Consider the following 26,374-nt stretch of genomic DNA (forward strand, 5'->3'; position numbering starts at 1 on the left):
TCGTTGCGCTTGCCTGAAATATGCAGCCACGGTTCGGCTCGTCGGGGAGACGAGCCAAATACGGCAGGTGAGGCGCCCGGCCTCTGGACTATTTCGACTGAGTTCCTGGTCGAGGCCGGATCAGACGACTGCCTTCGAGCTGGTCGGAGATGAGCATGCTGCTGCTGCGAGTCGAGAATCTCCGGACCTATTTCGACACGCGATCCGGCGTGATGAAGGCCGTCGACGGCGTCGATCTCCAAGTTCGCGAAGGTACGACGCTGGGGATCGTTGGCGAATCCGGAAGCGGCAAGAGCGTCACAGCACTCTCAATCATGCGCCTGATCGAGAAGCCGGGACGCATTCTGCCCGGCAGCCACATCTATTTTGAAGGTGTCGATCTCGCGGCGGTCTCCGAACGGGAGCTTGAGGCGGTCCGGGGCAATCGCGTATCGATGGTGTTTCAGGAGCCGATGACCTCGCTTAATCCGGTTTATACGGTCGGCAACCAGATCATCGAGGCCATCAGGCTGCATCGTCGCGTGAGCGTGCGCGAGGCTCGCAAGCGCGCAATCGAACTGCTGGAACTCGTGGGGATTCCATCGCCCGAGCGTCGCATAGCCGCCTTTCCGCACGAGATGTCGGGCGGAATGCGGCAGCGTGTCATGATCGCGATGGCACTCGCCTGCGAGCCAAAACTCCTGATCGCCGACGAACCGACGACTGCGCTCGATGTCACCATTCAGGCGCAGATTCTCGAGCTGCTCAGGCAGCTGCGCGAACAAGCTGGCGATGGCGGTGATCCTGATCACTCACGATCTCGGCGTTGTCGCCGAGATGTGCGACGATGTCGCGGTGATGTATGCGGGTGAGGTGGTAGAGCGAGGTTCCGTCGACGCGGTCTTCCGAACTCCCCAGCACCCCTATACCGAGGCGTTGCTGAAGTCGATTCCCCTGTTGGGATTGACGCAGGCCGAGCCGCTCAACGTAATTCCCGGCATGGTTCCGAGCGCGCTCCATTGGCCGGCGGGTTGTCGGTTTGCGGCGCGTTGCAGCTACGCCTCCGACCATTGCCATCGTGAGGCTCCGGAGCTCGTCGCGACCGGCTCGGGATACGCAGCCTGTTGGCTGCGCGGCAATGCACTGGGTAGCGTACAACGGGGAGCAACCAGCAATGCGTGAGCCGTTGTTGAATGCCCGTGGCGTCAAAAAATACTTCCCGCTCCGGGGTGGGTTATTGGGACGCAATGTCGTACATGCACGGGCGGTTGATGGCATCGACCTGAGCGTCAGCCCTGGCGAGACGCTTGGCCTGGTGGGCGAATCCGGTAGCGGCAAATCCACACTCGGACGGATTCTCGTGGGTCTGATGAGGCCGAGCGCGGGAGAGCTATCGGTTGACGGCACGAAGATGGTCGATCTGGACGGAGCGGAATTGCGGCGCTCGCGCCGCCAAATGCAGTTCATATTTCAGGATCCGAGCGGATCTCTCGATCCCCGCATGAAGATCCGCGACATCATTGGAGAAGGCCTCGATGCCCAGCGCGTGGAGCGTCCCACGCGTGACAAGCTGATCGCCGAAATGCTGGACAGGGTGGGACTGCGGCGGGAGGCCGCGCAGCGCTATCCTCATGAGCTGTCGGGTGGCCAGCGTCAACGTGTGGGAATTGCACGGGCGCTCGTGCTTCGACCGAGACTCGTGGTTGCTGACGAGCCGGTTTCCGCACTCGACGTCTCGATTCAATCGCAGGTCCTGAACCTCCTGGTGGAACTCAAACGCGAGCTGCGCCTGACCTACGTTTTCGTCTCGCACAATCTCGCGGCCGTCAGTTATGTCAGCGACCGTATCGCTGTGATGTATCTTGGCAAGCTGGTTGAACTCACATCTGCCGAGCGCCTCTGCCGCACGCCTCTTCATCCCTATACCCAAGCGCTCTTATCGGCAGTACCGGAGCCGATCCCCGGCCGCCGGCGGCAGGCCGTCGTCTTGCGGGGGACATTCCCAATCCGATCCAGCCACCTTCCGGGTGCCGCTTTCGAACGCGCTGTCCAGTGGCGCAGCCGATCTGCGCAGAAAAAGAGCCGCAGCTGGTACCGCGGTTGATTGGCGTCGCAAATCATCTCGTCGCCTGCCATTTGGCGTGATCGGTCCTGCCGCTCGGCTTGCATCGTTCCACAAACCCAGGGATCTCGTCGGTTCAACATGGCCGCCGACGATACTTTTTTCGGACAGCCGACGGATCTACTTGGCAGGACCACGCTCGCCAGCCCACCTCCTGAAAGGCTTCGCTCCGCATCGGTTTGGCATGGAATCGTCGCGGTGATATATTCCACGCGCGCCCATCTCGATGGCCAGTGTGAAGGCCGTTGCGAGCTCGGAGACCTGCGGGCCGACCACTGAATGCCGGCGACCACATGATCATCGCTATTGGCGACGACGCGGACGAATCTCCGCATCGACGACGGTCTCCGTAGCGGCGGCCTCGGTGACCCGCACCGTGGTACCGTAGGCCAAGCAGTGGTGCCAGGCGGGCATGCGATGATTGTGCGACGAATGCCTATTGTCGGCCGGGTAAGTCCAGCGATGCGACCAGTAAGTCGTTGATTGTTTTCTATCCGCCGCTGTCTCTTAACTAGCTAGCCTGTCGAAATTTTCAGATGCTTACGTCAGAACGGTCGTAAGCGAGAGCGCGGTAGCGAACGCACCGGCAGCCTTAGTTCTCGTATCGAAACGTCGCAACGAAAGAGCAAGGCGGATGCGCAGGAGATGCTCTTGGCCCTCAAGGTGCGGCTGGCCAGCTTTGGCCTAATGCCTCACGAGGGCAAGACGCGGCTGATCGAGTTCGGCCGGTTCGCAGTCCTCTCGCGTCAGCGGCGCGGCGAGCGGCGACCCGAGACCTTCGCCTTCCTCGGCTTCACCCACTACCGCGGGCGGACTCGGGACGGCCGGTTCATCGTGAAGCACAAGACGGAAGGGAAACGCCTGACGCGCAAGCTGACGTCGTTGCGCCAGAACGCCTGGCGGCTCATGCACGAGTCACTGGCCACACAGCACGAGTGGTTCGCCGCTGTTCTGCGTGGACACTACGGCTACTACGGCAGGCCGCACAATTATCCAGCGCTCAAGGGCTTCTACCGCGAAGTGCGTCGGACGTGGATGCGCTGTCTGAGACGGCGCAGCCAGAAAGTCGGCGCATGGGCTGGTCGGAGTTCGAGACCCTGACGGCACGTTTCCGTCTAACCGTTCCACACATCACTCGCACTTGGGCGCAGGCGCGCGGATATGACGCGGGTTACCCTCGGGAAGAGCCGGATGCGGGGTGTGCTGCAGATGCACACGGAAGGGGGTTTGCAATGGACAACTGACCGTGGGGATAAGCTGCGCGAAAGATGAGGGCGGGCCCCTCGGGATCGGCTTCCAGGAGCAGGTCCCAAACCAGTCCAAGCTGCTGCGTTCAAAAGGCGTGGTGGTGAGCGTTGGATCAAAAGTCCGAATGAAATTCGGGCAGGTGAGCATTCGAGAGACGAGCGTAAGCAAACCCTCGGTGACGCGCCGAAAGGCTTTAGACACTGCCAAAACCAGTGGCGCTCGCATCCGCTGGGATAAATCTGTCGGTTACCTGAGTACTGGGCAGATGGCAGTCGGCGTATAGGGGGCGTGAAGCGGATGCAGGCTTTCGCGTGGAACTGCAGGAACCAATCCCTGGATGCCAAGGGAGAAGCTGAAGCGGCTAAAACTGCGAGGCGAGAGTACCGAAGCCAGGGCTTGGGCGGACCGACCCGTACTAGCGGTGAAGGCCCGTAATCGGGCCGGAGCAAAGGGGTCGGGTCAGGACAAATCGTATTGACGTACCAACTGGAAACAGGATGACGACGACGATCACGACAAACAAGCCGTTTCATATCGATAAGAAGCGTGTGTACGAGGCTTACAAAGCGGTCAAATCCAATGCGGGTTCGGCCGGTGTGGATGGACAGACGATCGAGCAGTTCGACTCCGACTTGCAGAACAATCTCTACAAGCTTTGGAATCGGATGAGCTCAGGAAGCTACTTTCCACCACCGGTGCGCGCCGTCTCCATTCCCAAAAAGGCTGGAGGCCAGCGGATTTTAGGTGTGCCAACCGTAGCGGATCGAGTGGCCCAGATGGTTGTCAAACAACTCATTGAGCCGGACTTGGACCCAATATTTTTGGCAGACTCCTATGGCTATCGGCCGAGAAAATCGGCACTCGATGCTATCGGCGTCACGCGCAAGCGGTGCTGGAAATACGACTGGGTTCTCGAGTTCGACATCAAAGGTCTGTTCGACAACATCGACCACGAACTTTTGCTACGGGCTGTCCGGAAGCACGTGACGTGCAAGTGGGCGCTGCTCTACATCGAACGATGGCTGACGGCACCCATGGACAAGGATGGAATAATCATCGAGCGAACCCGCGGCACCCCTCAGGGAGGCGTGATTAGCCCTATATTATCCAACCTTTTCCTGCACTACACTTTCGACCTCTGGATGGGACGGGCGCACCCCGACCTCCCATGGTGTAGGTATGCAGACGATGGCCTAGTGCACTGCCGGAGCGAGCAAGAAGCGGAAGCCGTAAAGGCCGAGCTACAAACTCGCCTGGCGGAATGCGGGCTTGAGATGCACCCCACCAAAACCAGGATTGTCTACTGTAAGGACAGCCGGCGGAAGGGGAGCTATTCGAACGTCAAGTTTGACTTCCTTGGCTACTGCTTCCGGCCGCGACGGGCAACGAACTCGCAAGACGCCTCGGTGTTCTGCAGTTTTCTGCCTGGGGTCAGCGCTTCGGCGCTGAAGTCTATGCGGGCGGCAATCCGGGATTTGAACCTCCGAAGACGGACCCATGTGTCAATGGCTGACATCGCTCGGCAGCTCAATCCACTCCTGCGGGGGTGGATTGAGTATTACGGTCGATTCACGCGGGCGGCTCTGGGGCCGATCCTTCGATACGTCAATCAGACAATCGAGGCTTGGATGATGCGGAAGTTCAAACGCTTTATGGGCCGCAAGGCCAAGGCCGGCCGCGTTCTCGAACGACTATCTCGAGAACGTCCCGGGTTGTTCGCACACTGGAAGATCGGCATACGCGGCTCGTTCGCCTGATGGGAGCCCAGTGAGGCGAGAGTCTCACGCTGGGATCTATGAGAGGCCGGCGGTGAGATTCCACCGGCCTACTCGCCAGATCTGCCTGTCCGGATCTGTGAAGGCGAAAGCCAAATTGCTGAGCTACTCGATCACGACGGAGGGTCGGCTTCTGTGTCGGACGGGTCATTTGCACGTGCGTGCTGGAAATGGCCCGACGGCCGAGCGTGAGTGGTGGCCTGCCGGCGCTGACCCGAAGCGCGGGGGTCAGAGCGCCGGCGGCCGGGCCTGGCGCCCGCCGCCGGCGGGCCAAGCCAGTGAGTGAACGAGCGAGCAATCTATCAAGCTGACGAGCTAGCAAGTTAACGAGCCAACAAGCCAACAAGCCATCAAGTGAGCAGGCTGCCTGTGGTCGCCGGCGACACCGGCCGGTCCCAGCCGGCCGGCCTCGGCGGCCCGGTGATCCGGCGGCTTCTGCCGTCGTGGCGACGGGTTGAGGTCGTGTAGAGGTCTGCCGGCCGTTTCATGTCGAGGCCTCATGGGGGGCCGCTCCTGATTGAACTCGTGCAGGAAGCTGTCGAAGCGATCCTGCGGCTACAGGCTGTTGAACCCGGGCGGCCGGGTTGCCTCCTTCTTGAGCGTGAGGTGCATGCGCTCATGACGGCCGCTCTGCTTTGGACGGCCTGGCTTGATGCGCTCGATCGTCATGCCGAGCCTGAGCCACCACACCGACCGTTTCGAGAGATTAAACAGAGCGTTGGGACTGGCAAAGGGAACGCCGTTGTCGGAGCGAACGGCAAGCGGCAGCCGTTCGCGGAACAGGCGCTCATAGGCTGTCATGGCAGGGTCTTCGCGTGTTGAGTCCAGCGCTTCGCAGAGCGGCAGGAAGCGCGAGGCAGGGTCGGTGACGGTCAGCGGATAGCGGTATCGGCCATGGCCGAGCTTGAACTCGCCCTTGAAGTCGGCACACCACAGATCTTTGGGAAGCGTCCCCTGTGACAGCGGCGTGCCGCGCGCGGTGGCGCGGCCCGCCGCCGCGCTTGACCAAGCCGTGGCGGTCGAGCACCGCGTGGATGGTTCTTTTGGCCGAAACCCTGACATCGCCATCGAGCCGCCCTGACCAGCAGCTCGCGGATCTTGCGCGCCCCCAGTGCGGCTTCTCCGCCTTAAGCTGGACGATCAGCGTCTCGATCTGGGTCGGCAACTGGTTGGCATAGCGGATGGGGCGCCGGGAGGGATCGCTCAGCGCCTCAAGGCCATGCTCTTTGCAGCGATCGAAAATCTTGTAGCCGGTCTTGCGGGAGATGCCGAACTCCCGGCAGACCTCGGTCATGGCTTCCCCATCCAGAAGCCGGGCGACAAAGCGCAGGCGCTCTTCCATCACCGAACTCGCTTTCCACGGCATCCACACCTCCCGCAGAACAAAAGCGGAAGTGTAACCCTTGTGTCCGGTACGATCTGTCAACTATCTCTCAGGCCGCTCAAGTCCCCCAATTAGCAGTCCGAAGGCCAAGAGAACCGGCCATTTCGCGCGGAACGACGCCACAACCGAGGCGACGTGCGTGTCTGTACCAGGGTCTGTACCAGGAAATGTATCACCGTCGGCGGCGGCCACAGCGGGAGAGCCGTCCGAACGCTACCGTATCTGACGGGAAGTCCGGCCGGCTGGCGCTTTCAGCTGCGCCTGTCCCCATCATTCTTCGGTAACGCCCTTGGCGGCCGTTTCCAACTTGCCGGAGCCGCCCCTATGGTCCGGGCCCAGTTGGGTCCGCGCAGCCGCCGCGAGGCCAAACGCCTGGCGCTTCAATTCGAATCCCTGTGCCAGGTGATCTGCAGCGCGGCCGCAGGATTTGGAAGAACCATGGATACGTCGCTGCCCGGTACCGAAGAGGAGTTCGTGCGACACGTCGTCGAGGCTTGCCGGAATGTGATTGGCCTCGCGGCCGCGCAGCCCTCGCAGGCGATCGGCCTTGCCCAGGCGCCGCAGTCGGCGCTGACCTCGCTTCAGGTCGTGCAGAACGAGGTTGCCAAGGGGAAGCTGGCGCGACCCCCGTCACCAGCAATGCTGACGCGCTGGCGCGCACCGCGCTCAAGGAAGTCTTGAGCTTTGCTTCGCTGCCCGGCGATGTCCTGGCTGCGATGGCCGCCGTCGGGCGGGCGCCCGACATCGCGAAGGACGGTGTCTGGATCGCCCAGACCGACGGCATCGTGGAGGTGACCGATCCGAAAACCGGCAGGACCGCGTGGCGCCGGGTGCCGATCAGGACGTCCGAATCCATCACGTTCTTCGTCATCCATCACTTTTTCGACGAGATCGGCTTCATCGCCTTCATGCGCGCGCAGCCCGGCTTCATCTTCGCGGCCGCGCACGAGCACGCCGATCCCTCCAAGTACGCATCCCAAGTAATGCAGAACCACCTGCGCCGCTGCGGCGCCAAGGGCGGTGAGGTCTTCCACAGCCTCCGCGGAGAAGGCATCGACGAAATGCACTCCGCCGAAATGCAAACCCGCACGAGCCGTTTGCAGGCCGGGCACGAACTGAGCGACGTGCACGACAAGTACGGTTTTCGCGCGCTCTCCTCTGCCGAATGCCAGCGCCCGGCTAATCTGCCGCTGCCCGAGGGCATCGACTGGGACGTGTTTCGCGGCCTCGACTTCGCGGCGATGGCGAAGCGCCGCCGGTCGCGCGATCGCCGCCCCAAGCTGATGGAGGACTAGCTTGTTAGCAAGTAAACTTGATCGCGCCATTGGCGCCGCTGCGCCTCTGCAAGGTGTCGCCCGGACCAGGACCTTGATGATCAAGGCCTCGCCCGGCAGCGCAGCCCCACGCCGAAGGGCGGCCTTGCTCGCCACTGTGAGTTTCGTGGGTAAGGGCGGCAGCGGCAAGTCCACCACGGGCATCAACCTTGGCGCCTTTGCGCGACAAGCCGGGTTCAAGGTCGGCATGATTGATGCGGACCCTCAGCAGTCGGCCTTTCTGTGGCAGCGCGTACGCGACCGAGGCGACATCCGCGTCTGCCGCTGCAATCCGGACGCGCTTCAGGATGCGATCGAAGCGGCGCGACGGGCCGGCATCGAGGTGCTGTTGATCGACATGCCGCCCGATCTGCGTCATGTGCCGCAAGCCGCAAGTTGCTCGGATCTGGTCGTGATCCCGATGAGGCCGACGCTGTTCGATCTCCAGGTAACGCGCGGGTTGATCCCGCTGTTGACCTCGGTCGGTGTCCGCTATGCCGTGGTCATCAATGCGGCGCCTCCGATCCGCGAACAGGGCGAGTCCCCATGGTTCGTCAGTCGCGTGAAGCGCTCGCCAACATCGGCCCGCGGCTTTGGCGGCGCCAGATCACGAACCGCGTGACGATACCCTACGCCACAGTTCGCGGTGCCGCCGTGGTCGAAACCGAGCCCGATGGTCTTGCTGCCCACGAGTACCGCGCGCTGTGGAGCGCCGTCCGCAACACGCTCAAGCTGGAAGGAGCCGCCGATGAAGCCGTCTAGGAAGACTTTGAGCGAAGCGGGCCTGACAAAACGGGCCGACAAGCCAGGGATGACCAGGCCGACAAGATAGGACACCCCACAGGCCGACAATAACGAGGGTAACCGCGATGATCGAGATCGACAGCTTAGTCAAAAAGGCCGAGGCGCTCTGCGCTCTCTTACCGGTGCGTGACATCAGCCATGGGACCGCGAAGGCCTACATGAAGGAATTCACGCGGATGTGGGATGCGGGCGATCTCGATCCCCTTCAGGACGGCATTGCCCTCGACACCTACTATCATCGCCGCGCGGCGCTCCACTTCGGGGCGAAGCAGGTTCTGACCGGCCTGCTCGAGAACTACTTCTCAGCGCGGAAGCAACGGGACGAGCTCGGCGAGCAGCGTTGTGCCAAAGCGCTGCGTAAATTGGTCGATCGGCTGGAGCCCATTTTGCAGTTGGAGCCGCCGATGCCGGAGAATGTGCTGCCCTGGCAGCATCCGCCGTCCCGGTGGCATGGATCCACCAACGCGGACCGCGAGCGCGGTCAGGATAGCAAGAAGAACGTGCTGGCTTACCTGCCCAAGGACTGGGACAACCGTCTTTGGGAAGCGGCTGCCATGAAGCAGGCGTGGGAGCATCTCGATGCGTTGGCCGTCCAACTCGTCGTGCCGGTTCGCCCCGAGGAGCTGGTTCCGGGGGCCCGCCCGAGCGGATGGTCGCCTGGAGTGCTAGTCGAGTTGCGCTCTGCAAATCGATTGGCGATCACGTTCACGCCGGTCAAGAGCCACGCCGGCTTGTACGGTACCGAGCTCACCGAAATCTGCGTCAATCCGAGCGTCCTGGGCGCCGCCGCGGAATATCTTGCTGCACGTTGCGAAGCCTCCGGTGGCAGCATCGTCGTCAGCACCAACTCGAAGAACGCAGTCCGTAAGGCCCTGGCGAAACTCGGTAGCAAGGCGCTGCCTGAGATCGGTGACGTTGTGATCACGCCCTACGTTCTACGACATCAGCTCATCGCTGACCTCAAGGCGATCTTCGGCGGCGGCGACCAAGTCGCCGCCGCCGCTGGCCACAGCACGGATCGCACCCAGGCGCGGTACGGCCACGTTCGGCATGGACGAAAGCGGAAGGGGTATCTGGGCGTCAAAGCCGCGCGCCAGCCAAGCTGTGAGAATGTCGAGCGCGCGCGACAGCTCTCGCGAACTAAGACCACGTCTCCCAGGAAAAAATGAGGGCTGAAGAAATTGATGTGCAGCCGTGCCGCCGCCAACAGGCGAGCCAATGAGCGAGCGGCATCAATGCCTTCAAACAGCCCATAGCCCACCAAGGGGCGAACGACAGCTCCGTTCTTTTGCTCCACGAATGCCTGATCGTTCTTCTTGTAGGCCCTGGAACGAGTTACTTCGACATTCTGAGAGCGGCACCATGACACGACGGTATCGTTCATAAAGGCGCTGTCGTTGTCAAAATCGAGGCCACCAACGGGCCAGGGAAATAGGTTCTGCGCGCGTTCGAGAGCCTCGACCATAAGAGCTGTTTCACGCACGACGAGCGGAAGGCATTCGGTACATCCCGTTGCAACATCCACTATTGTTAGCGTCTGAATGAACGCGCCGGATACGGACACGCCGCCATGGGCAACCAGATCCGCTTCGCAGTAACCAGGTGGGGGTGTTCTCCAGTCATTGAACGTGCGCACCGGGACCGCGCCCTACGGCACTGGAAAAGCCCGCCCGTCGTCGGCGTCCTCCGGCTGCTGCGATCTTTACCTCGCTCAGTAGGCGATCGATCGTCGCCGCGCTCACCTTCAAAACCAGCGACCGCTCCTCGGCAGAAAGATTCAATCTGCCGTGCCGTTCAAGTGCCGGAAGCAAGAATGGGATCATCGCGACGAGCCGCCTCCTGCAGAGCCGGTCAGAGGCATTCCATAGCGCAATCAGTGCAACGCGAATGGAAGACCTGTAGGTTCGGCCCTGCCGCTGCAGCACGGCCGATACCGATGACCCGTCCACCGACAGTGCCGGGATCGCGTGCTTGCGATGCCATCCCGTGACGGCGCAAAGCTCGTCGAGGATACGTCCCTTCTCGCGCCGACCGCCCGCTCGATAATGCACGGCCAGCGCAGATGTGATCTGCCGCTTTGCGCGCATGCTGATGTTCCTGCCATAGTACGCCACCCGACAGGGAAGTTGTCCTGTAAGATTTTTAGTGAGGCAATGCAGGGGGCATTTTTATCATGTCGCCCGACAGCCAAAGGATGGGAGGTGAGGGATAGACTGGGCTGGAGTCGCTGATGATGTCGCACGCCAGCGTCGCGTCGAGACGGCTAATTTTGAGATTCCCAGGTTGCGCTATTATCGTTCCATTTCTCTGTCCTCGTGCCATCAATGCTGTCGGGGTTGCAGACCCAACTCCGATTCCAACTGCTTCATCAGTTTGCTCGGAGTAGTCTCAAGTGCATTTGATAGCTTGAGTAGTGTGATGATCGTTGGAGATTTTAGCCCCCGTTCGATCTGGCTGACATAAGTTCGATGAATGTTAGCGCGCTCCGCAAGCTCCTCCTGCGAGAGCCCGATACTCTGCCTTAGAGCAGCAACCAATTTTCCAAAGGTTAGGTTGGGGCTTTTCACCCAGCCATAATTCGCTGTTGAATACTAAAGGGCCACAGACTAAAGTATTCAAATCGGACGCGAATCAGATGAACGCCCAATGGAAGTGCTCGCCATTTCAGATATTCACTTGGAAAGACGAGAGTTGGGGGAAATCCCAGACCTTAATGGTTTCTTCGACGTGCTGGTCTGCGCCGGGGACATCTGGGAGGGAGAACCCGAACAAGGCGTCCAATGCATCGCGCAAATCGCACGCGGGCGGTCCGCGATTATTGTCCCGGGCAATCATGATTTTTACCGCGGCAGTTCGGGCGGGCACACCATCCGTGAGGTCATCAAACTTATGCGTCGCGAGGCCGACCGACAGAATACACTCGCGGGTCGGGAGATCGTCAGCATTCTGAGTGCGGACAATCCTGTTTGCGAAATCGAAGAGGCGCGATTCGTCGGACTGACTCTCTGGAGTGATTGGGGTTTGGCTGGGCACTGGATGGAGGCCGCGCATGATCTCGAGTGGGAGGCACGCGGTCGTGCACAGGCCACCCGTATGAAGACGGCCCCGCGGGAGTATGGCGCCATCAGAACGGAACGAGGAAGTTGGACACCGTATGACGCTGTCGCTGAACATGCGCGAGAAAAAGCAATACTGATAGACGAATTGGCGTGCATCCACGATGGTCCTACTGTTGTGGTGACGCACCACCCACCGATTGCTGAATGCGTCGATGCATACCGCGGCATCGTTGCTCCATGGTGGGCACCGGCCTTCTATGTGTCCGATACCCTGAAAACCTTACCGCAACACATCCGGCCAGAGGTTTGGATTTGTGGTCACGTTCACGCGCCGTTTGACGCTCGATTTGGTCGAACTCGAGTGGTTTGCAATCCCATCGAGGGGAAGCAATTTAATCCCAACCTGCTGATCCGGATTTGATCTATGAAAGAAACGAGAAGCCTAGTTCAGTGCAGATCCCTTGATCCTAACGAAGACGCTATGCGCCTCGGGCGAGACGAATGGAAAGCCGAAATTGTTTCATCTTACCCAACAATATTTCAACCGCCTAGGGGGCTGCCGGAGTGCCGGGCGGGATGGGAGCAGTTGATAGATGAGACGTGCAGCAAAATCGAGGATGCCCTAAAGCCAGAGGAAGGCGACACCCTCACAATTTCAAGGATCATCGAAAGATGTGGCCGCCTCCACATCTTCTGGGAGGGTATACTCTCGGCTCGCGCTAGGGCCGAAGTTGAAAAGGCCATAGAGAGAGCGAGCATAGAATCCGGAGATACGTGCGAGATCTGCGGCGGAGAGGGCCGCTTGTATAGCAGCGGCGGTTGGCTTCTCACGGCCTGCACCGGGCACGGGAGGGGAAAGCCGTTATCATGGAAAAGAAGGGTTGGCTTTGTCCGCATCGTGCGCGGGACAATCGACGGAAAGGATCTTATTCTCTCTTGTCGTGAATACGAGCCTGAACATGATCTTTTCGTCGATATTCCTCCCGAGACGATCGCCGAATGAGCCAGATATGCTGCGTGTAACTGTCGAGCTATGGCCGGGTGGATCTAGATCGCAGGCTCGTGTTATCGCAACTGCAGATGTCGCGAACGTCAGCGAGCTGGCGGATTTGAGCGAGTATGCAGTGAGCGTCACCGAAGGTCAGAACCCCATCATAAATACTCCCTCTTGGTCTGCCCAGGGACAACTCCTGCAGCACGAGCGCAGAACATCTGTATGGAGCCTCGTCGCAAAGGTTGCAGCTTGGGCAGCAGACGAAGCCGCGAAGGCAAACTCGTAGCAGAGGCGTCGCAGGTCGCGTCGCGCTCCGAAGTAGTGATCTGAGACCGGAAAACTGGACCAATTTTGGCTAGAGTTTTCGCTGCCGAATCCCCTCGGCTGGGAGGAGCGGACAACGATGAAAGCCTGGAAGTTTTCGGACGCCCAGAAGGCGTTCATTCTCAAGCAGGCCATGACGGGGTCCCGGTTGCGGACATCTGCCGCAAGGTCGGGATCGGCCAGGCGACCTATTTCAATTGGAAAAGAAGTATGACGGGCTGCTCCGACCGAGATGCGGCGGCTGAAGCAGCTCGAGGAGGAGAACGCCAAGCTGAAGAAGCTGGTGACGGATCTGTCGCTCGACAAGGAGATGCTGCAGGACGTGATCTGCCGAAAGCTATGAAGCCTGGCCGGAAGCGCAAGCTGGTCGATGAGGTCTGTGGCGAGTGGCAGCTATCTGTCCGCAAGACCTGCGAAGCTCTCGAGTTCGATCGGTCGACCTACCATTACAAATCTCGTCGCTCGAAAATCGGATCAGGGAGATCTGCCATGTTCGCGTTCGCTACGGTTATCGCCGCGTCCATGTTCTGCTACGCCCCGAGGGATGGCGTCATGGCCAGAACAAGACCTGCCGCATCTATCGCGAATTGGGCCTGCAATTGCGCAACAAATCGCCCAAGCGCCGGGTCAAGGCCAAGTTGCGCGATGACCGCCGGCCAGCGACGCGGGCTAACGAGACTTGGGCGATGGACTTTGTCCATGAGCAGTTGGCAAGCTCCGGGTGCTCACGATCATCGATATCTTCTCTCGCTTCTCGCCGGCGCTGGAGCCGCGGCTCGACCTTCCGCGGCACTGACGTCGTGGAGGGTACTGGAAAGGGTTTGCAATGAAGTGGGATTCCCGGCGACGATCCGCGTCGATCAAGGCAGCGAGTTCGTCGCGCGATCTTTGACCTGCGTCACGCTGGACTTCTCAAGGCCCGGCAAGCCCACCGACAACGCGTTCATCGAAGCCTTCAATGGCCGCTTCCGAGCCGAATGCCTCAACGCCCATTGGTCCCTTGCAGATGTCCAGGAAAAACTGGAGACTTGGCGCAGATACTATAACGAGGAACGGCCCGGGGGCGATCGGCAACAGACCGCCGATTTTGCTGCAAAACCGCGTCGGCGCAACCAGCCTGCCGACGTGATTAGAGGCGAAAAACTCTAGTTTTGGATGGTCCAAAGTTCGGTCTCGCTGCAAAAAAAACCGAGACTCTAACCGCCGTTGGATGAAAGTTCGGTGGCAGGTCAGGTCGAGCAGAGCAAACTGCGAGCGCGGGGGATGATGGTGTAGCTCGACAGGCGGCATAGCAGCTAGAGTTGGAGGCGGCACGCACGATCGGTGCGGCTCGAGACGCGAACGGGCAAGCAACTTCCGAGAGCAAATCCAGAAGCGTCGAATCTGTTAGAGTGCTCCATGCTGGCTCAAGCGGCGTGGCGGAGAAACAAACGCATGGTGTCCTCTGCGTCCCTCGTTTCCTCTTTCGAGAAAATGTCCAAAAAACTGTTCACGAAGCGCCGACCATGCATTCGGGGATTGGCACTCAGATAGTCGACAGCGACTGCCCGCAATGGGCTTGAACGGCGTCCTTTACCATGCGTCCCAGTGCCTCTGATTGAACATCAGTCCGGTTTCCTTCTAGGTCGACCCCTTAGGGCGACGCAGGAGGTTCTTTACGATCTCCACCTTCAACCGCCCGCCATTCTGCACGCGGTCAACATCTCATTGACCGCTGCGCGCTCCGCCGAAGGGCCGGCGAGTTCAAATGCCGCCGTCAAAGGCAGTCCGCAGAGATGAATCCGCTTCTCCTCATCGAGACGAAAAAACAGGGTGGTCAAGTTCATGTACATTTGAGCCGAGCGCTGCGAATAGACGTCTCGGCCTCACGTCACTCGATAAAGTCTCCACGCTTCAGCCGGGTCATCGCCTTCAGAAAGGCCTGTCCGATGGTGATCCCCATTTTCGTGACGCCGCGCGTTCCCTCGCCGATCGCGCCGCCAACCCGCGCAATATCCAGGAACAAGCCCTGCAGCGACCTAGTAGCGCAGTCGTGGAGCGAAAGAGTCAAGCGGCTCAATAGTATGTTGGCAGCTTGCGAGAAATCCCGAGGGGAAAAATGCGAAAACATTTCGTTCTGGTCGGCAAACAGCGGGGTTCGAACGGGCACTGAATTCCAGCTGCCCATTCGCACTCAAATGCCGTGTTGAGGCCAGCTTTTACGCACTGGCCTTCAGGCCAGCAGCCTCAATGCCAGCCACCGCGCAGGCTTCGTCGTTGTCCGAGGTGTCGCCCGAGACGCCGACCGCCCCTAGCAGCGCGCCGCCCGACTGGATCAGCACGCCGCCGGGGACCGGCACCAGAGCGCCTTTGGCGATCGTGTTCACGGCATCGATGAAATAAGCCTGCTCCTGCGCGCGCTGGAAAAGGGCGCGCGAGCCCATGCCCATCGCGAGCGCGCCATAGGCTTTGCCGTGCGCGATCTCGGCGCGCATCAGGCTGGTGCCGTCCTGCGCGGCGGCGAGCTTGAGAACGCCGCGCGCGTCCAGGATGGTGACGACCAGCGGCTTCAGCTTGAGTTCGCCGGCCGTCGCGAAGGCGGCGTCGAGGATCTTGCGCGCGGTGTCGAGCGTGAGGTCAGCCATGGCTGGTTTCCTTTGCAGCTGGAGAAGCGGAATTTGTTTCGGCGCGATCGAGGCTCATCGCCAGCACGCGCGCGACGTGAAGGGCCTCGCGTTGGGTACCGTCGTGGATCTGGTGCCGGCAGGAGGTGCCGTCGGCGACGACCAACGTAGTCCGGTCTGCGCGCCGCACGGCCGGAAGCAGTGACAGCTCGGCCATTTCGATCGAGGCATCATAAGTATCGGCGCCATAGCCGAAGGCGCCGGCCATGCCACAGCAGCTCGATTCGATGGTCTCGATCTTGAGGCCAGGAACGAGGCGTAGCACCTGCTCGACCGGCTTGAACGCGCCGAAGGATTTTTGATGGCAATGGCCGTGCACGATGGCTTTGTCGGCGATGGTAGCGAGCAGCAATTGCAGCCGGCCGGCCTTGGCCTCGCGCGCCAGGAATTCCTCGAACGTCAGCGCGTGGGCGCCGACCGCCTTGGCGTCGTTGTCCAGGCGCAGCGAGGCGAGCTCGTCGCGGAGGGTCAAGAGGCAACTCGGCTCGAGACCTATGATCGGCACGCCGCGCGCGGCGAAGGCCGCGTAGGTGGCCACGAGACGATCGAGCTCGGCCTTGGCTTCGTCGACGAGGCCGGCTGATAGGAACGTGCGACCGCAGCAGAGCGGGCGGCTGGCGCTCGACGGCTTCGGCAGATGGACGCGATAGCCGCCGGCCGCGAGCACGTGCAAAGCAGCTTCGAGATTTTCGCGCTCATAGATGCGGTTGAACGTATCGGCGAAAAGAACGACCTCGCGGCCGCTCTCCGGTCCCACGCTTGCGGCCGGCGGCACGAACACATCGTTGCGGAAGGCGGGCAGGGCACGGCGCGCGCTGATGCCGGCAATGCGCTCGAACAGCTTTCGCAACAGCGGGCTGCGGTTGCGCAAATTCGCCAGCGGCGCGAAGCGCGAGGCAAGGCCAGCATAGCGCGGGAGGTAGCCGACCAGGCGGTCGCGCAAGGTGAGGCCATGGGAGTCTGCGCGCGCGGCCAGCACTTCGATCTTCATCTTGGCCATGTCGACGCCGGTCGGGCACTCATGGCGGCATGCCTTGCAGGAGACGCAGAGCTTTAGCGTCTCCATCATCTCGTCGGAGGAGAGCGCATCTGGGCCGAGCTGGCCGGAGATCGCGAGACGCAGCGTGTTGGCACGGCCGCGCGTGACATCCTTCTCGTTGCGCGTCGCGCGATAGGACGGGCACATCACGCCGCCTTCGAGCTTGCGGCAGGCGCCGTTGTTGTTGCACATCTCGACTGCGCCCTGGAAGCCGCCGCCGGCGCCGGGATAAGCGGACCAGTCGAGCCTGGTCTTCAGCTCGGTGACGCGATAGTCGGGCCGGTAACGGAACAGCGAGCGGTCGTCCATCCTGGGCGCATCGACGATCTTGCCGGGATTGAGCACGCCGTCGGGATCGAAGCGCTGCTTCACTTGCTTGAAGTCGGCGACGAGGCGTTCACCGAACATGGTTTCGTGGAATTCGGAGCGCACCAGGCCGTCGCCATGCTCGCCGGAGTGCGAGCCCTTGTACTCGCGCACCAGCGCAAACGCCTCCTCGGCGATGGCGCGCATCGCCTTCACGTCCTTCTCCAGCTTGAGGTTCAGCACGGGCCGCACATGCAGGCAGCCCTCCGAAGCATGCGCATACATGGTGCCGCTGGTGCCGTGCTTGGCAAACACCTCGTTCAGCCGCGCAGTGTAGTCGGCGAGGTGCGGCAGCGGCACCGCGCAGTCCTCGACGAAGGAGACGGGCTTGCCCTCCTGTTTCATCGACATCATGACGTTGAGGCCGGCGGCGCGGAAATCGGCGATGCCGCTCTGGAGCGCGGGCTCAGTGATCTCGACCACGCCGCCCCATTTGCGCTTGTCGTTGGTCCAGCCGAAGCCGAGATCGCCCATCAGCTCGCCGAGCTGCTTCAGGCGAGCCAGATTATCGGCCTGGTCCTCCTCGGCGAACTCGACCACCAGCACGGCGTCTGGATCGCCCTTGATCGCGGCAGAGATGATCGGGCGAAACATCGCGATATCGCGGCCGAGCGCGATCATGGTGCGGTCGACCAGCTCGACGGCGATCGGCTTGAGCTTGACCAGATGCTGAGCCGCATCCATCGCCTCGTAGAAGCTGCCGAAATGGCAGACGCCGAGCGCCTTGTTGCGGATGACAGGCCACAGCTTCAGCTCGACCTTGGTGGTGAAGGCGAGGGTGCCCTCGGAGCCGACCAGGAGGTGTGCCATGTTGTTGGGCGCATTGCGCGGCACCAGCGCATCGAGATTGTAGCCGCCGACCCGGCGCTGCACTTTTGGAAAGCGCGCGGCGATCTCGTCGGCCTCGCGCGTGCCGAGATCGAGCATGTCGCGGAAGAGGGCGCGGGTGCTGTCGCCGGCCTCAACATCGGAGAGATCGCGGGAGACCTCACCGAAGCGGCTCAGCGTGCCGTCGGCGAGCGATGCCTCCATCGACAGCGTGTTGTCGCGCATGGTGCCGTAGCGCAAGCTACGGCCGCCGCAGGAATTGTTGCCGGCCATGCCGCCGATGGTGGCGCGCGAGGCCGTGGAGACGTCGACCGGAAACCAGAGGCCGTGCTTCCTGAGCTGGCGGTTGAGGTCGTCGAGCACGATGCCGGGCTCGACCACGCAGGTCCGGCCCGCGACGTCGAGCGACAGGATCCGGTTCAGGTTCTTGGAGAGATCGACCACGAGCCCGTCATTGACAGTCTGGCCGCATTGCGAGGTGCCGCCGCCGCGTGGGGTGACCTTGCGTCCCTCGTCGCGGGCAATCGCGAGCGACAGCAAGGCCTCGTCCATTGTCTTGGGCACGACCACGCCGGCCGGCATGATCTGATAGAACGAGGCGTCGGTGGCGTAGCGGCCGCGGCTAAAACCGTCGAACAGGACGTCGCCGGTCATTTCCGCGCGCAAGCGCCGTTCGAGCGAGGAGGCGTTTGTCATCCCTGATCCCGGACCGATCCAGCGAGGTGGTCCAGCCTTGCTGAGTTATTCACTATGTTTCGCGTTCGATTATATTGTGAATTCAAAATGAGCAAGCCGGCCGCCCTCAGGACGAGGCTGCTGCGTCCTCTTGGGGCTCGGTCAGGTGCTCGATCGCGGCCGCCCGCTTATTGCGCAGGTGCTGGAACAGGATGTCGCTGAGCTCGCTTGCGGCCCGGCGGCGCAGCGCATCGAGAATGGCCTCGTGCTCGCGCATCGCCTCCGCCCAGCGCTGCCGCTTGCGGGCGAAATTGGCGGAGTAGCGGACGCGCCGGATCCGGCCGGCGAAGTTGGCGTAAGCCGTCTTCAGCGCCTCGTTGCGCGCGGCCGCGACGATGCTTTCATGGATGCGCTGGTTGGCCTGGAAATAGCCGTGCATGTCGCGATGCAGGTAGTGGCCGTACATCTCGTAATGCAGCTGCTCGATCGCGGTGATTTCCGCCTCGGTAATGGCTTCGCAGGCGAGGCGCCCGGCCAAACTCTCCAGTCCCGCCATCACGTCGAACAGCTCCTCGAGGTCGCGCTGGCTGAGCTGGCGCACCCGCGCGCCGCGGTTCGGTAGAAGTTCGATCAGCCCCTCGGCGGCGAGCACCTTCAAGGCTTCGCGCAGCGGTGTGCGGGAGATGCCGAGCATCTCGCAGAGCTGCCGCTCGGGAACGCGCCCGCCTTCCGGAATGTTGCCCTCGACAACATAGTCGCGCAGCCGCAGCAGGATCTCGCCATGAAGTGAGGCCTCCTGGCGGTCGCCGCCATTTGTGGCGGGCGGGGCAATCGGAACCCCGGTGTCGGGAATCGTGGATTTCATTTGCAGCACAGTAATTTGCCCATTCGGCCGCGTCGACGTCCACAATCGAATACCAAAATTCGATTGAAATGACAAAACATGAATGCAAAATAGCCGACAGGGCCGGCCAGAATCCCACCGAGAGGGAGGTTTTCATGCATCAGGGACGCCATTTCCTCCAGATTCCGGGCCCGAGCCCAGTCCCCGAGCGCGTCCTGCGCGCCATGGACATGCCGGTCATCGACCACCGCAGCGCGGAATTCGCCGAGCTCGGCCGAACCGTGCTCGAAGGCAGCCAGAAGATTTTCCAGACCAAAGCCCCCGTCGTGATCTTCCCCTCGTCGGGGACCGGCGCCTGGGAGGCCGCGATCGTCAACACGCTGTCGCCGGGCGACAAGGTGCTGATGGTCGAGACCGGCCATTTCGCCACGCTGTGGCGGCAGATGGCCGGCCGCTTCGGCATCGAGGTCGATTTCGTTCCGGGCGACTGGCGCCGCGGCGCCGATCCCGCCGTGATCGAGGCAAGGCTCACCGATGACACCGCGCGCGCGATCAAGGCTGTCATGGTCGTGCACAACGAGACCTCCACCGGTGCGACCAGCCGTATCGCCGAGATCCGCGCCGCGATCGATCGCGCCTCGCATCCGGCCCTCTTGATGGTCGACACCATCTCCTCGCTCGGCTCGGTGGATTACCGCCACGACGAATGGAAGGTCGACGTCAGCGTCAGCTGCTCGCAGAAAGGCTTCATGCTGCCGCCCGGTCTTGGCTTCAACGCGATCTCGGACAAGGCTCGCGCCGCCTCGAAGACCAACAGGATGCCGCGCTCCTATTTCGACTGGGAGGAGATGCTCAAGCCCAACGCAAAGGGCTTCTTCCCCTACACGCCCGCGACCAATCTGCTCTACGGCCTGCGCGAGGCGATCGCGATGCTGCTGGAAGAGGGCCTCGACAACGTCTTCGCAAGGCATCAGCGGCTCGCGGCCGCGACGCGCGCCGCCGTCAACCATTGGGGCCTCGAGATCCTCTGCCAGGAGCCGGCCGAGTTCTCGCCGGTGCTCACGGCGGTGCTGATGCCGCCGGGGCATGACGCCGACCAGTTCCGGAAAGTGGTGCTCGACAATTACAACATGTCGCTCGGCTCGGGCCTGTCGAAGGTCGCCGGAAAGGTCTTCCGCATCGGCCATCTCGGCGAATGCAACGCGCTGACGCTGCTCGGCGCGCTCACCGGCGTCGAGATGGGCCTGTCGGTCGCCGGCGTGCCGCACCGCGCCGGCGGCGTCGATGTCGCGATGAAGCTGTTGGAGCAGCGCCCGCCGGGCAATGCGTCGCCGCATCTGAAGGTGGTCGGCACTTGAGGGTGGGCGCGGTGGAAGGGGATGGCAGGCGAGGGCAGGCCGGCCCGTTATGCACGGACGGGCCCTCTTGGAGGAGGGACAAGCCGGTCAAATGGTGCTATTCGGCGCCCACCAAACCAAGGCTAGACCGGGAAGGACGCCGATGACCGTGCATACTGGAAGGCATTTCTTACAGATTCCAGGACCGACCAACGTGCCCGACCGGGTGCTGCGGGCGATGGACATGCCGACGCTGGACCATCGCGGTCCGGAGTTCGCCGAGCTCGGTTTTGCGGTTCTCGCCTCGATGCAACGGGTGTTCCGCACCAAGCAGCCCGTGATCATCTTCCCCTCGTCCGGCACCGGCGCCTGGGAAGCGGCGATGGTCAATGCGTTCGCGCCCGGCGACAAGGTCTTGATGTGCGAGACCGGCCAGTTCGCCGTGCTCTGGCGCGGCATCGCCGACAAGTTCAAGCTCGACGTCGACTTCATCCCGAGCGACTGGCGCCATGGCGCCGACCTCGCCGAGATCGAGAAGCGCCTTGCCGCCGACAAGCAGCACGCGATCAAGGCGGTCTGCGTCGTCCACAACGAGACCTCGACCGGCTGCGTGACGCCGCCGCTGGAGGTGCGCAAGATCCTCGATCGCACAAAACATCCGGCGCTGCTGATGGTCGACACCATCTCCGGCCTCGGCTCGATGGAATACGAGCACGATGCCTGGGGCATCGACGTCTCGGTCGCAGGCTCCCAGAAGGGCCTGATGCTGCCGCCGGGGCTCGGCTTCAACGCCGTCTCGGAGAAGGCGCTCGCGGTGGCGAAGGCCAACCCCGGCATGCGCTCCTACTGGGACTGGCAGGAGGTCATCAGCTTCAACAAGCTCGGCACCTTCCCTTATACGCCGGCGACCAACCTGCTCTACGGCCTGCGCGAAGCGGTCAAGATGCTGGAAGAGGAGGGGCTGGAGAACGTCTGGTCCCGCCACAAGCGCCACAGCGCAGCGACACGTGCCGCGGTCAAGGTCTGGGGCCTGGAGACGCAGTGCACCGATCCGGCCGCGCATTCGCCGGCGCTGACCGGCGTGCGCGTCCCTGACGGACACGACGCCGACTCCTTCCGCAAGGTGGTGCTGGACAACTTCGACATGTCGCTCGGCACCGGCCTGAACAAGGTCAAGGGCAAGGTGTTCCGCATCGGTCATATCGGCCATTTCAACGATCTGATGCTGATGGGCACGCTCGCCGGCGTCGAGATGGGCCTCGATCTGGCAAAGATCCCGCACCGGAGCGGCGGCGTGTTGGCGGCCATGGACGTCCTGAAGGGACGCGACATGATGCCGGTGGCGAAGGCCCAGGTGGCTTGAACTAACTCTAAGAAGAAGTGAGCGCGCGATGAACGCACCGACTGCCAACGAAGACCTGCTCTACTCCGTCCAGGACGGCATCGCGCGGATCACCTTCAACCGCCCGCAGGCGCGCAACGCAATGACCTTCGCCATGTATGACCGCATGGCGGAGATCTGCCAGGAGATCAACGCCGATCGCTCCATCAAGGCGCTGATCCTGACCGGCGCCGGCGACAAGGCGTTTGCCTCCGGCACCGACATCTCGCAATTCCGCGCCTTCAAGTCCGCGCAGGACGCGCTCGACTACGAGGCCCGTATCGACCGCGTGCTCGGCACGCTCGAGCAGTGCCGCGTGCCTGTGATCGCGGCCATCGCCGGCGCCTGCACCGGCGGGGGCGCCGGCATCGCGGCCTGCTGCGACCTCCGCATCGGCACCGAGACGACGCGGATGGGCTTTCCGATCGCGCGCACGCTCGGCAACTGCCTGTCGATGTCGAATATCAGCCGCGTCGTCGCGCTGGTTGGTCCCGCCCGCACCAAGGATTTGATCTTCAGAGCGCGCCTGGTCGAGGCGCCGGAAGCCCTCGCGCTCGGCCTGCTCAACGAGGTCGTGCCCGACGTCGAGACCTTGCAGCGCCGTGCCGACGAGACCGCAAAGCTCGTCGCCAGCCACGCGCCGCTGACGCTGGAAGCGACCAAGGAAGCGGTGCGCCGCATCCGTCGCACGCTGTCGCGCGAAGAGGGCGAGGACCTGATCCTGAAGGCCTATATGAGCGAGGATTTCCGCGAGGGCATGGACGCCTTCCTCAACAAGCGCACGCCGAACTGGAAGGGCAGGTAAAGTCTCATGAGCTTTCGGCTTCGTCAGTCGAAAGTCATATGCGCTGAATTGCCCGGCTGCTTGAACTCGTCAGTATTAGTCCGCACAATGCAGGGATAGAATTTTCCGCACTACAACTCATAAAAACATCAGGGGATGAAACTCGTGCGAATTCCAGTAAAAGCCGTCGGCGCTGCGACGGCGCTGTTGTTGAGCACGCCGGCCTTCGCCGGCTGGGAACCGGCAAAGCCCGTCGAGATCGTGGTGGCGGCGGGCGCGGGTGGCGCCTCCGACCAGATGGCGCGGATGATGCAGGCCGCGATCCAGAAGAACAATCTGATGAAGCAGCCGATGGTCGTCTCGCTCAAGGGCGGCGCATCGGGTGCGGAAGCGCTGATGTACATGAAGTCCAGCGAGGGCGATCCGAACAAGGTGCTGATCGCCTACTCGCTGATCTACATGCTGCCACTGTCGGCGAAGATCCCGTTCAACTGGCGCGAGCTGACCCCGGTCTCGGTGATCGCGCTCGACCAGTTCGTGCTGTGGGACAACAGCGCAGGTCCCAAGACGGTGAAGGAGTTCGTCGCAGCCGCGAAGGCGGCAAGCTCGCCGTTCAAGATGGGCGGCACCGGCTCCAAGCGTGAGGATCACGTGCTGACCGTTTTCCTGGAGCAGAAGACCGGCGCGAAATTCTCCTATCTGCCCTATAAGTCCGGCGGCGAGGCCGCGACCCAGCTGGTCGGCAACCACACCGAAGCCAACGTCAACAATCCATCCGAGAATCTCGAAGTCTGGCGCGCGGGCCAGGTGCGCCCGCTCTGCGTGTTCGACAAGGAGCGTATCGCCTACACCAGCAAGGTGACGGAGACGCAGTCCTGGGCCGACATCCCGACCTGCAAGGAGGAGGGCGTCGACGTCCAGTACCTGATGCTGCGCGCGATGTTCCTGCCCGGCAAAGTCACGCCGGAGCAGCAGGCGTTCTATGTCGATCTCTTCCACAAGGTCACGCAGACCGCTGAGTACAAGGACTACATGGAGAAGCAGGCGTTGAAGCCGATCTTCCTCACCGGCAAGGACATGGTGCAGTTCCTCGAGGAGGACGACGCCATCAACAAGTCGCTGATGACCGAAGCCGGATTCGTCGCGAAGTAGCTGTGTCTTCTCCCTCTCCCCGTCCTTACGGGGAGAGGGTTGGGGTGAGGGGCTCTCTCCCCGAAGATAGTGACAGATGGACTCGCGGAGAGTCCCCTCACCCGGCGCTTCGCGCCGACCTCTCCCCGCAAGCGGGGCGAGGTGATGTAACGCAGACTTTCGCAAATCGGCCCATGTCTCAAACCGATCTTGAAATTGTCGTCGACGATCCGACCGCGCCCGAGGACGACTCCCCCTCCGTCGTGTCCTCCGGCACGATCGAGATCGTCGTCTGCCTCCTGCTGCTGGCCCTTGCCGTCACGCTCGGCTACGACAATTGGCGCACCGGTGCGTCCTGGGATGCGACCGGGCCAGAGCCCGGCTATTTCCCGTTCTATCTCTGCGTCATTCTCGGCGGCGGCAGCCTCTACGGCCTGATCGTGGCGCTCCTCGCGCACCGCGCGGCGCGCGAGACCTTCGTCACGCGGGCGCAAGCCCGCCGCGTGATGGCGGTGTTCGTGCCGACGCTGCTGTTCTGCGTGGTGACCCAGTTCCTCGGCCTCTATGTCGCGAGCTTCCTCCTGATCTCGGGCTTCATGCGCCTCGTCGGCAAGATCGCGCTGTGGAAGTCGCTGCTCACCGCCTTCGTGTTCACGGCGATCATGTTCGTTACCTTCGACATCGCCTTCGACGTCATCATGCCGAAAGGGCCGCTCGAAGCGGCCCTCGGGCGCTAGGACGGATCGCGATGGAAGCGTTTGGTCTCCTGATTCACGGCTTCGCGGTCCTGCTGACGTGGAAGACGCTCGTGCTGATGATGGTCGGGCTGGTGCTCGGCATCTTCGTCGGCGTGCTGCCGGGGCTCGGCGGCCCCAACGGCGTTGCGATCTTGTTGCCGCTCACCTTCACGATGGATCCGACCTCGGCGATCGTGATGCTGTCCTGCATCTATTGGGGCGCACTGTTCGGCGGCGCAATCACCTCGATCCTGTTCAACATTCCCGGCGAGGCCTGGTCGGTCGCGACCACGTTCGACGGCTATCCGATGGCGCAGCAAGGCAGGGCGGCGGAGGCGCTGACCGCGGCGTTCACGTCCTCCTTCATCGGCTCGCTGGTCGCGGTGATGCTGATCACTTTCCTCGCGCCGATGATCTCGTCCTTTGCCCTGAAATTCGGCCCGCCCGAGTTTTTCGCGGTCTATCTGTTGACCTTCTGCTCCTTCGTCGGCCTCGGCCGCGAGGCCAAGCACAAGACCGTCATCTCGATGTCGCTGGGTCTTCTGCTTGCCGGCGTCGGCATGGACACGGTGTCAGGCCAGTTGCGCATGACCTTCGGCTCGGCCGAGCTTTTGCGTGGCATCAACTTCCTGGTCGCGGTGATCGGCCTGTTCGGCATCAGCGAGATATTGCTGACGATGGAGGAGCGACTGGCGCTGCGCGGGCATGCGGCGAGCATTTCGCTGCGCATCGTGCTCAGCGTCTGGAAGGACCTGCCGAAATATTGGGTGACGCTGCTGCGCTCGTCCTTCATCGGCTGCTGGCTCGGCATCACCCCGGGCGGCGCGATCGCGGCGTCCTTCATGGGCTACAATCTGGCAAAGCGCTTCGCCAAGGAGCCCGAGAGCTTCGGCAAGGGCCGCATCGAGGGCGTGTTCGCACCCGAGACGGCGGCGCATGCGTCCGGCACCTCGGCATTGCTGCCGATGCTGGCGCTCGGCATTCCCGGCTCGGGCACCGCGGCGATCCTGCTCGGCGGCCTGATGGTATGGGAACTCAATCCGGGGCCGCTGCTGTTCGTCGAGCATAAGGATTTCGTCTGGGGCCTGATCGCCTCGATGTATCTCGGCAACGTCGTCGGTCTCGCGCTGGTGCTGACGACGGTGCCGATCTTCGCCTCGATCCTGCGCGTGCCGTTTGCGGCGGTGGCGCCGATGATCGTGGTGTCCTGCGCGATTGGTGCCTATGCGATCCAGAACGCGATGTTCGACATCTGGCTGATGCTCGGCTTCGGAATCGTCGGCTACGTCTTCAAGAAGATCGGCATTCCCCTGGCGCCGTTCACGCTCGCGCTCGTGCTCGGCAACCGCGCCGAGGATGCCTTCCGCCTGTCCATGATCGGCTCCGGCGGGACCCTGAAGGTGTTCTGGTCGAACGGGCTGGTCGGCTCGATCACGACGCTAGCGATCGTGCTGCTGTTTTGGCCCTTGATCGATGGTTTGCTGGGCCGTGTCGGTTGGAGGCAGCGGGGCAGAACGGCGACACCATGAGAAATGAATTAGATCAGTGCCTTAGTTCTATTATGTCGCGATAGTCCTATCCGGGCGC

At 62.3% G+C, this 26,374-nt stretch carries 24 protein-coding genes and 4 pseudogenes; 18 read left to right on the forward strand and 10 right to left on the reverse strand.

The genetic code is table 11. The features are described 5' to 3' along the window. The first annotated feature begins 155 nt into the window (after window positions 1–155). The 4 genes and pseudogenes from ACSKB8_RS23955 to ltrA all read left to right on the forward strand — a co-directional run bounded on the left by ACSKB8_RS23955 (window position 156) and on the right by ltrA (window position 5,106). Window positions 156–1,161: pseudogene (locus ACSKB8_RS23955) on the forward strand (ABC transporter ATP-binding protein). Beyond that, window positions 1,154–2,124, forward strand: a pseudogene (locus ACSKB8_RS23960) (ABC transporter ATP-binding protein). The pseudogenes ACSKB8_RS23955 and ACSKB8_RS23960 overlap by 8 nt, the downstream one beginning before the upstream one ends. A 628-nt stretch (window positions 2,125–2,752) precedes the next feature. Then, window positions 2,753–3,202, forward strand: a complete 450-nt coding sequence (locus tag ACSKB8_RS23965) for a hypothetical protein (protein ID WP_438106809.1) — start codon at window positions 2,753–2,755, stop codon at window positions 3,200–3,202. A gap of 644 nt (window positions 3,203–3,846) precedes the next feature. After that, window positions 3,847–5,106, forward strand: a complete 1,260-nt coding sequence (gene ltrA, locus ACSKB8_RS23970) for a group II intron reverse transcriptase/maturase (RefSeq protein WP_438106811.1) — start codon at window positions 3,847–3,849, stop codon at window positions 5,104–5,106. Between the two features lie 368 nt (window positions 5,107–5,474). Here the strand turns inward: ltrA and ACSKB8_RS23975 are convergent, their stop codons facing one another. From ACSKB8_RS23975 to ACSKB8_RS23985, 3 genes and pseudogenes are all read right to left on the reverse strand, one after another. After that, on the reverse strand, window positions 5,475–5,612 hold the full coding sequence (locus ACSKB8_RS23975) for a hypothetical protein (protein WP_438106813.1): 138 nt from the start codon (window positions 5,610–5,612) through the stop codon (window positions 5,475–5,477). A gap of 67 nt (window positions 5,613–5,679) precedes the next feature. Beyond that, a complete protein-coding gene (locus tag ACSKB8_RS23980; protein ID WP_438110910.1) occupies window positions 5,680–6,186 on the reverse strand; it encodes a hypothetical protein in 507 nt (168 codons plus the stop codon). Between the two features lie 19 nt (window positions 6,187–6,205). Continuing rightward, a pseudogene (locus ACSKB8_RS23985) lies at window positions 6,206–6,490 on the reverse strand (helix-turn-helix domain-containing protein); the annotation flags it as partial. A gap of 456 nt (window positions 6,491–6,946) precedes the next feature. Here ACSKB8_RS23985 and ACSKB8_RS23990 point away from each other — a divergent pair. The 5 genes from ACSKB8_RS23990 to ACSKB8_RS24010 all read left to right on the forward strand — a co-directional run bounded on the left by ACSKB8_RS23990 (window position 6,947) and on the right by ACSKB8_RS24010 (window position 9,794). Further along, window positions 6,947–7,189, forward strand: a complete 243-nt coding sequence (locus ACSKB8_RS23990) for a hypothetical protein (RefSeq protein WP_438106815.1) — start codon at window positions 6,947–6,949, stop codon at window positions 7,187–7,189. Continuing rightward, complete coding sequence (locus ACSKB8_RS23995) at window positions 7,186–7,803, forward strand: hypothetical protein (RefSeq protein WP_438106817.1); 618 nt, start codon at window positions 7,186–7,188, stop codon at window positions 7,801–7,803. Before ACSKB8_RS23990 ends, ACSKB8_RS23995 begins: the two co-directional genes overlap by 4 nt. Window position 7,804: 1 nt before the next feature. Then, window positions 7,805–8,443, forward strand: coding sequence for an AAA family ATPase (locus tag ACSKB8_RS24000; protein WP_438106819.1), 639 nt, complete (start codon window positions 7,805–7,807; stop codon window positions 8,441–8,443). Then, window positions 8,440–8,583 (forward strand): hypothetical protein, encoded by a 144-nt coding sequence (locus tag ACSKB8_RS24005; protein WP_438106821.1) that lies wholly within the window; start codon window positions 8,440–8,442, stop codon window positions 8,581–8,583. The genes ACSKB8_RS24000 and ACSKB8_RS24005 overlap by 4 nt, the downstream gene beginning before the upstream one ends. A 107-nt stretch (window positions 8,584–8,690) precedes the next feature. Next, window positions 8,691–9,794, forward strand: coding sequence for a hypothetical protein (locus ACSKB8_RS24010; protein WP_438106823.1), 1,104 nt, complete (start codon window positions 8,691–8,693; stop codon window positions 9,792–9,794). A 450-nt stretch (window positions 9,795–10,244) separates the two neighbouring features. On the opposite strand, the gene ACSKB8_RS24015 is transcribed toward ACSKB8_RS24010, so the two are convergent. Beyond that, a complete protein-coding gene (locus tag ACSKB8_RS24015; RefSeq protein ID WP_438106825.1) occupies window positions 10,245–10,712 on the reverse strand; it encodes a hypothetical protein in 468 nt (155 codons plus the stop codon). Between the two features lie 234 nt (window positions 10,713–10,946). After that, the gene (locus tag ACSKB8_RS24020) at window positions 10,947–11,192 is read right to left on the reverse strand and encodes a helix-turn-helix domain-containing protein (protein ID WP_438106826.1); all 246 of its coding nucleotides are present in this window, start codon (window positions 11,190–11,192) and stop codon (window positions 10,947–10,949) included. 79 nt (window positions 11,193–11,271) lie between these two features. Here ACSKB8_RS24020 and ACSKB8_RS24025 point away from each other — a divergent pair, with 79 nt between their 5' ends. The 3 genes and pseudogenes from ACSKB8_RS24025 to ACSKB8_RS24035 all read left to right on the forward strand — a co-directional run bounded on the left by ACSKB8_RS24025 (window position 11,272) and on the right by ACSKB8_RS24035 (window position 14,131). Continuing rightward, entirely contained in the window at window positions 11,272–12,105 is an 834-nt protein-coding gene (locus ACSKB8_RS24025; protein WP_438106828.1) for a metallophosphoesterase, read from the forward strand. A gap of 3 nt (window positions 12,106–12,108) precedes the next feature. After that, entirely contained in the window at window positions 12,109–12,687 is a 579-nt protein-coding gene (locus ACSKB8_RS24030; protein ID WP_438106830.1) for a hypothetical protein, read from the forward strand. A gap of 394 nt (window positions 12,688–13,081) precedes the next feature. Beyond that, window positions 13,082–14,131 (forward strand): annotated as a pseudogene (locus ACSKB8_RS24035) (IS3 family transposase). A 541-nt stretch (window positions 14,132–14,672) separates the two neighbouring features. Here the strand turns inward: ACSKB8_RS24035 and ACSKB8_RS24040 are convergent. The 5 genes from ACSKB8_RS24040 to ACSKB8_RS24060 all read right to left on the reverse strand — a co-directional run bounded on the left by ACSKB8_RS24040 (window position 14,673) and on the right by ACSKB8_RS24060 (window position 19,438). After that, complete coding sequence (locus ACSKB8_RS24040) at window positions 14,673–14,828, reverse strand: hypothetical protein (RefSeq protein WP_438106832.1); 156 nt, start codon at window positions 14,826–14,828, stop codon at window positions 14,673–14,675. Between the two features lie 44 nt (window positions 14,829–14,872). Further along, window positions 14,873–15,169 carry a hypothetical protein gene (locus ACSKB8_RS24045; RefSeq protein WP_438106834.1) on the reverse strand — a complete coding sequence of 99 codons (297 nt, stop codon included), beginning with the start codon at window positions 15,167–15,169 and terminating at the stop codon, window positions 14,873–14,875. Between the two features lie 31 nt (window positions 15,170–15,200). Continuing rightward, complete coding sequence (locus ACSKB8_RS24050; RefSeq protein WP_438106836.1) at window positions 15,201–15,626, reverse strand: GlcG/HbpS family heme-binding protein; 426 nt, start codon at window positions 15,624–15,626, stop codon at window positions 15,201–15,203. Next, window positions 15,619–18,594 (reverse strand): FAD-binding and (Fe-S)-binding domain-containing protein, encoded by a 2,976-nt coding sequence (locus tag ACSKB8_RS24055; protein WP_438106838.1) that lies wholly within the window; start codon window positions 18,592–18,594, stop codon window positions 15,619–15,621. Before ACSKB8_RS24055 ends, ACSKB8_RS24050 begins: the two co-directional genes overlap by 8 nt. A 106-nt stretch (window positions 18,595–18,700) precedes the next feature. Further along, on the reverse strand, window positions 18,701–19,438 hold the full coding sequence (locus tag ACSKB8_RS24060; protein ID WP_438106839.1) for a GntR family transcriptional regulator: 738 nt from the start codon (window positions 19,436–19,438) through the stop codon (window positions 18,701–18,703). A gap of 134 nt (window positions 19,439–19,572) precedes the next feature. On the opposite strand from ACSKB8_RS24060, the gene ACSKB8_RS24065 reads away from it, so the two are divergent. From ACSKB8_RS24065 to ACSKB8_RS24090, 6 genes are all read left to right on the forward strand, one after another. Next, the gene (locus tag ACSKB8_RS24065) at window positions 19,573–20,775 is read left to right on the forward strand and encodes a pyridoxal-phosphate-dependent aminotransferase family protein (RefSeq protein ID WP_438106841.1); all 1,203 of its coding nucleotides are present in this window, start codon (window positions 19,573–19,575) and stop codon (window positions 20,773–20,775) included. A gap of 142 nt (window positions 20,776–20,917) precedes the next feature. Further along, window positions 20,918–22,117 (forward strand): pyridoxal-phosphate-dependent aminotransferase family protein, encoded by a 1,200-nt coding sequence (locus ACSKB8_RS24070; protein ID WP_438106843.1) that lies wholly within the window; start codon window positions 20,918–20,920, stop codon window positions 22,115–22,117. 28 nt (window positions 22,118–22,145) lie between these two features. Beyond that, on the forward strand, window positions 22,146–22,940 hold the full coding sequence (locus ACSKB8_RS24075; protein ID WP_128945008.1) for an enoyl-CoA hydratase/isomerase family protein: 795 nt from the start codon (window positions 22,146–22,148) through the stop codon (window positions 22,938–22,940). A 135-nt stretch (window positions 22,941–23,075) separates the two neighbouring features. Further along, window positions 23,076–24,071, forward strand: a complete 996-nt coding sequence (locus ACSKB8_RS24080) for a Bug family tripartite tricarboxylate transporter substrate binding protein (protein WP_438106845.1) — start codon at window positions 23,076–23,078, stop codon at window positions 24,069–24,071. A gap of 173 nt (window positions 24,072–24,244) precedes the next feature. Continuing rightward, complete coding sequence (locus tag ACSKB8_RS24085; protein WP_438106846.1) at window positions 24,245–24,787, forward strand: tripartite tricarboxylate transporter TctB family protein; 543 nt, start codon at window positions 24,245–24,247, stop codon at window positions 24,785–24,787. A gap of 11 nt (window positions 24,788–24,798) precedes the next feature. Continuing rightward, a complete protein-coding gene (locus ACSKB8_RS24090; protein WP_438106848.1) occupies window positions 24,799–26,316 on the forward strand; it encodes a tripartite tricarboxylate transporter permease in 1,518 nt (505 codons plus the stop codon). Window positions 26,317–26,374 lie beyond the last annotated feature (58 nt).

Source organism: Bradyrhizobium sp. BR 1432 (assembly GCF_051547705.1).
GTDB classification, from domain to species: domain Bacteria; phylum Pseudomonadota; class Alphaproteobacteria; order Rhizobiales; family Xanthobacteraceae; genus Bradyrhizobium; species Bradyrhizobium zhanjiangense.

Bases quoted from the DNA above. Each gene is read 5' to 3' on its own strand.
- ACSKB8_RS24030 (WP_438106830.1), top strand. From the start codon at position 12,109: ATGAAAGAAACGAGAAGCCTAGTTCAGTGCAGATCCCTTGATCCTAAC.
- ACSKB8_RS24050 (WP_438106836.1), bottom strand. From the start codon at position 15,626: ATGGCTGACCTCACGCTCGACACCGCGCGCAAGATCCTCGACGCCGCC.
- ACSKB8_RS24065 (WP_438106841.1), top strand. From the start codon at position 19,573: ATGCATCAGGGACGCCATTTCCTCCAGATTCCGGGCCCGAGCCCAGTC.
- ACSKB8_RS24025 (WP_438106828.1), top strand. From the start codon at position 11,272: ATGGAAGTGCTCGCCATTTCAGATATTCACTTGGAAAGACGAGAGTTG.
- ACSKB8_RS24070 (WP_438106843.1), top strand. From the start codon at position 20,918: ATGACCGTGCATACTGGAAGGCATTTCTTACAGATTCCAGGACCGACC.
- ACSKB8_RS24090 (WP_438106848.1), top strand. From the start codon at position 24,799: ATGGAAGCGTTTGGTCTCCTGATTCACGGCTTCGCGGTCCTGCTGACG.
- ACSKB8_RS23975 (WP_438106813.1), bottom strand. From the start codon at position 5,612: ATGAAACGGCCGGCAGACCTCTACACGACCTCAACCCGTCGCCACGAC.
- ACSKB8_RS24015 (WP_438106825.1), bottom strand. From the start codon at position 10,712: ATGCGCGCAAAGCGGCAGATCACATCTGCGCTGGCCGTGCATTATCGA.
- ACSKB8_RS24045 (WP_438106834.1), bottom strand. From the start codon at position 15,169: ATGGGCAGCTGGAATTCAGTGCCCGTTCGAACCCCGCTGTTTGCCGAC.
- ltrA (WP_438106811.1), top strand. From the start codon at position 3,847: ATGACGACGACGATCACGACAAACAAGCCGTTTCATATCGATAAGAAG.
- ACSKB8_RS24080 (WP_438106845.1), top strand. From the start codon at position 23,076: ATGAAACTCGTGCGAATTCCAGTAAAAGCCGTCGGCGCTGCGACGGCG.
- ACSKB8_RS23980 (WP_438110910.1), bottom strand. From the start codon at position 6,186: ATGTCAGGGTTTCGGCCAAAAGAACCATCCACGCGGTGCTCGACCGCC.
- ACSKB8_RS24010 (WP_438106823.1), top strand. From the start codon at position 8,691: ATGATCGAGATCGACAGCTTAGTCAAAAAGGCCGAGGCGCTCTGCGCT.
- ACSKB8_RS24075 (WP_128945008.1), top strand. From the start codon at position 22,146: ATGAACGCACCGACTGCCAACGAAGACCTGCTCTACTCCGTCCAGGAC.
- ACSKB8_RS24055 (WP_438106838.1), bottom strand. From the start codon at position 18,594: ATGACAAACGCCTCCTCGCTCGAACGGCGCTTGCGCGCGGAAATGACC.
- ACSKB8_RS24085 (WP_438106846.1), top strand. From the start codon at position 24,245: ATGTCTCAAACCGATCTTGAAATTGTCGTCGACGATCCGACCGCGCCC.
- ACSKB8_RS23990 (WP_438106815.1), top strand. From the start codon at position 6,947: ATGGATACGTCGCTGCCCGGTACCGAAGAGGAGTTCGTGCGACACGTC.
- ACSKB8_RS24040 (WP_438106832.1), bottom strand. From the start codon at position 14,828: ATGAACTTGACCACCCTGTTTTTTCGTCTCGATGAGGAGAAGCGGATT.
- ACSKB8_RS24060 (WP_438106839.1), bottom strand. From the start codon at position 19,438: ATGAAATCCACGATTCCCGACACCGGGGTTCCGATTGCCCCGCCCGCC.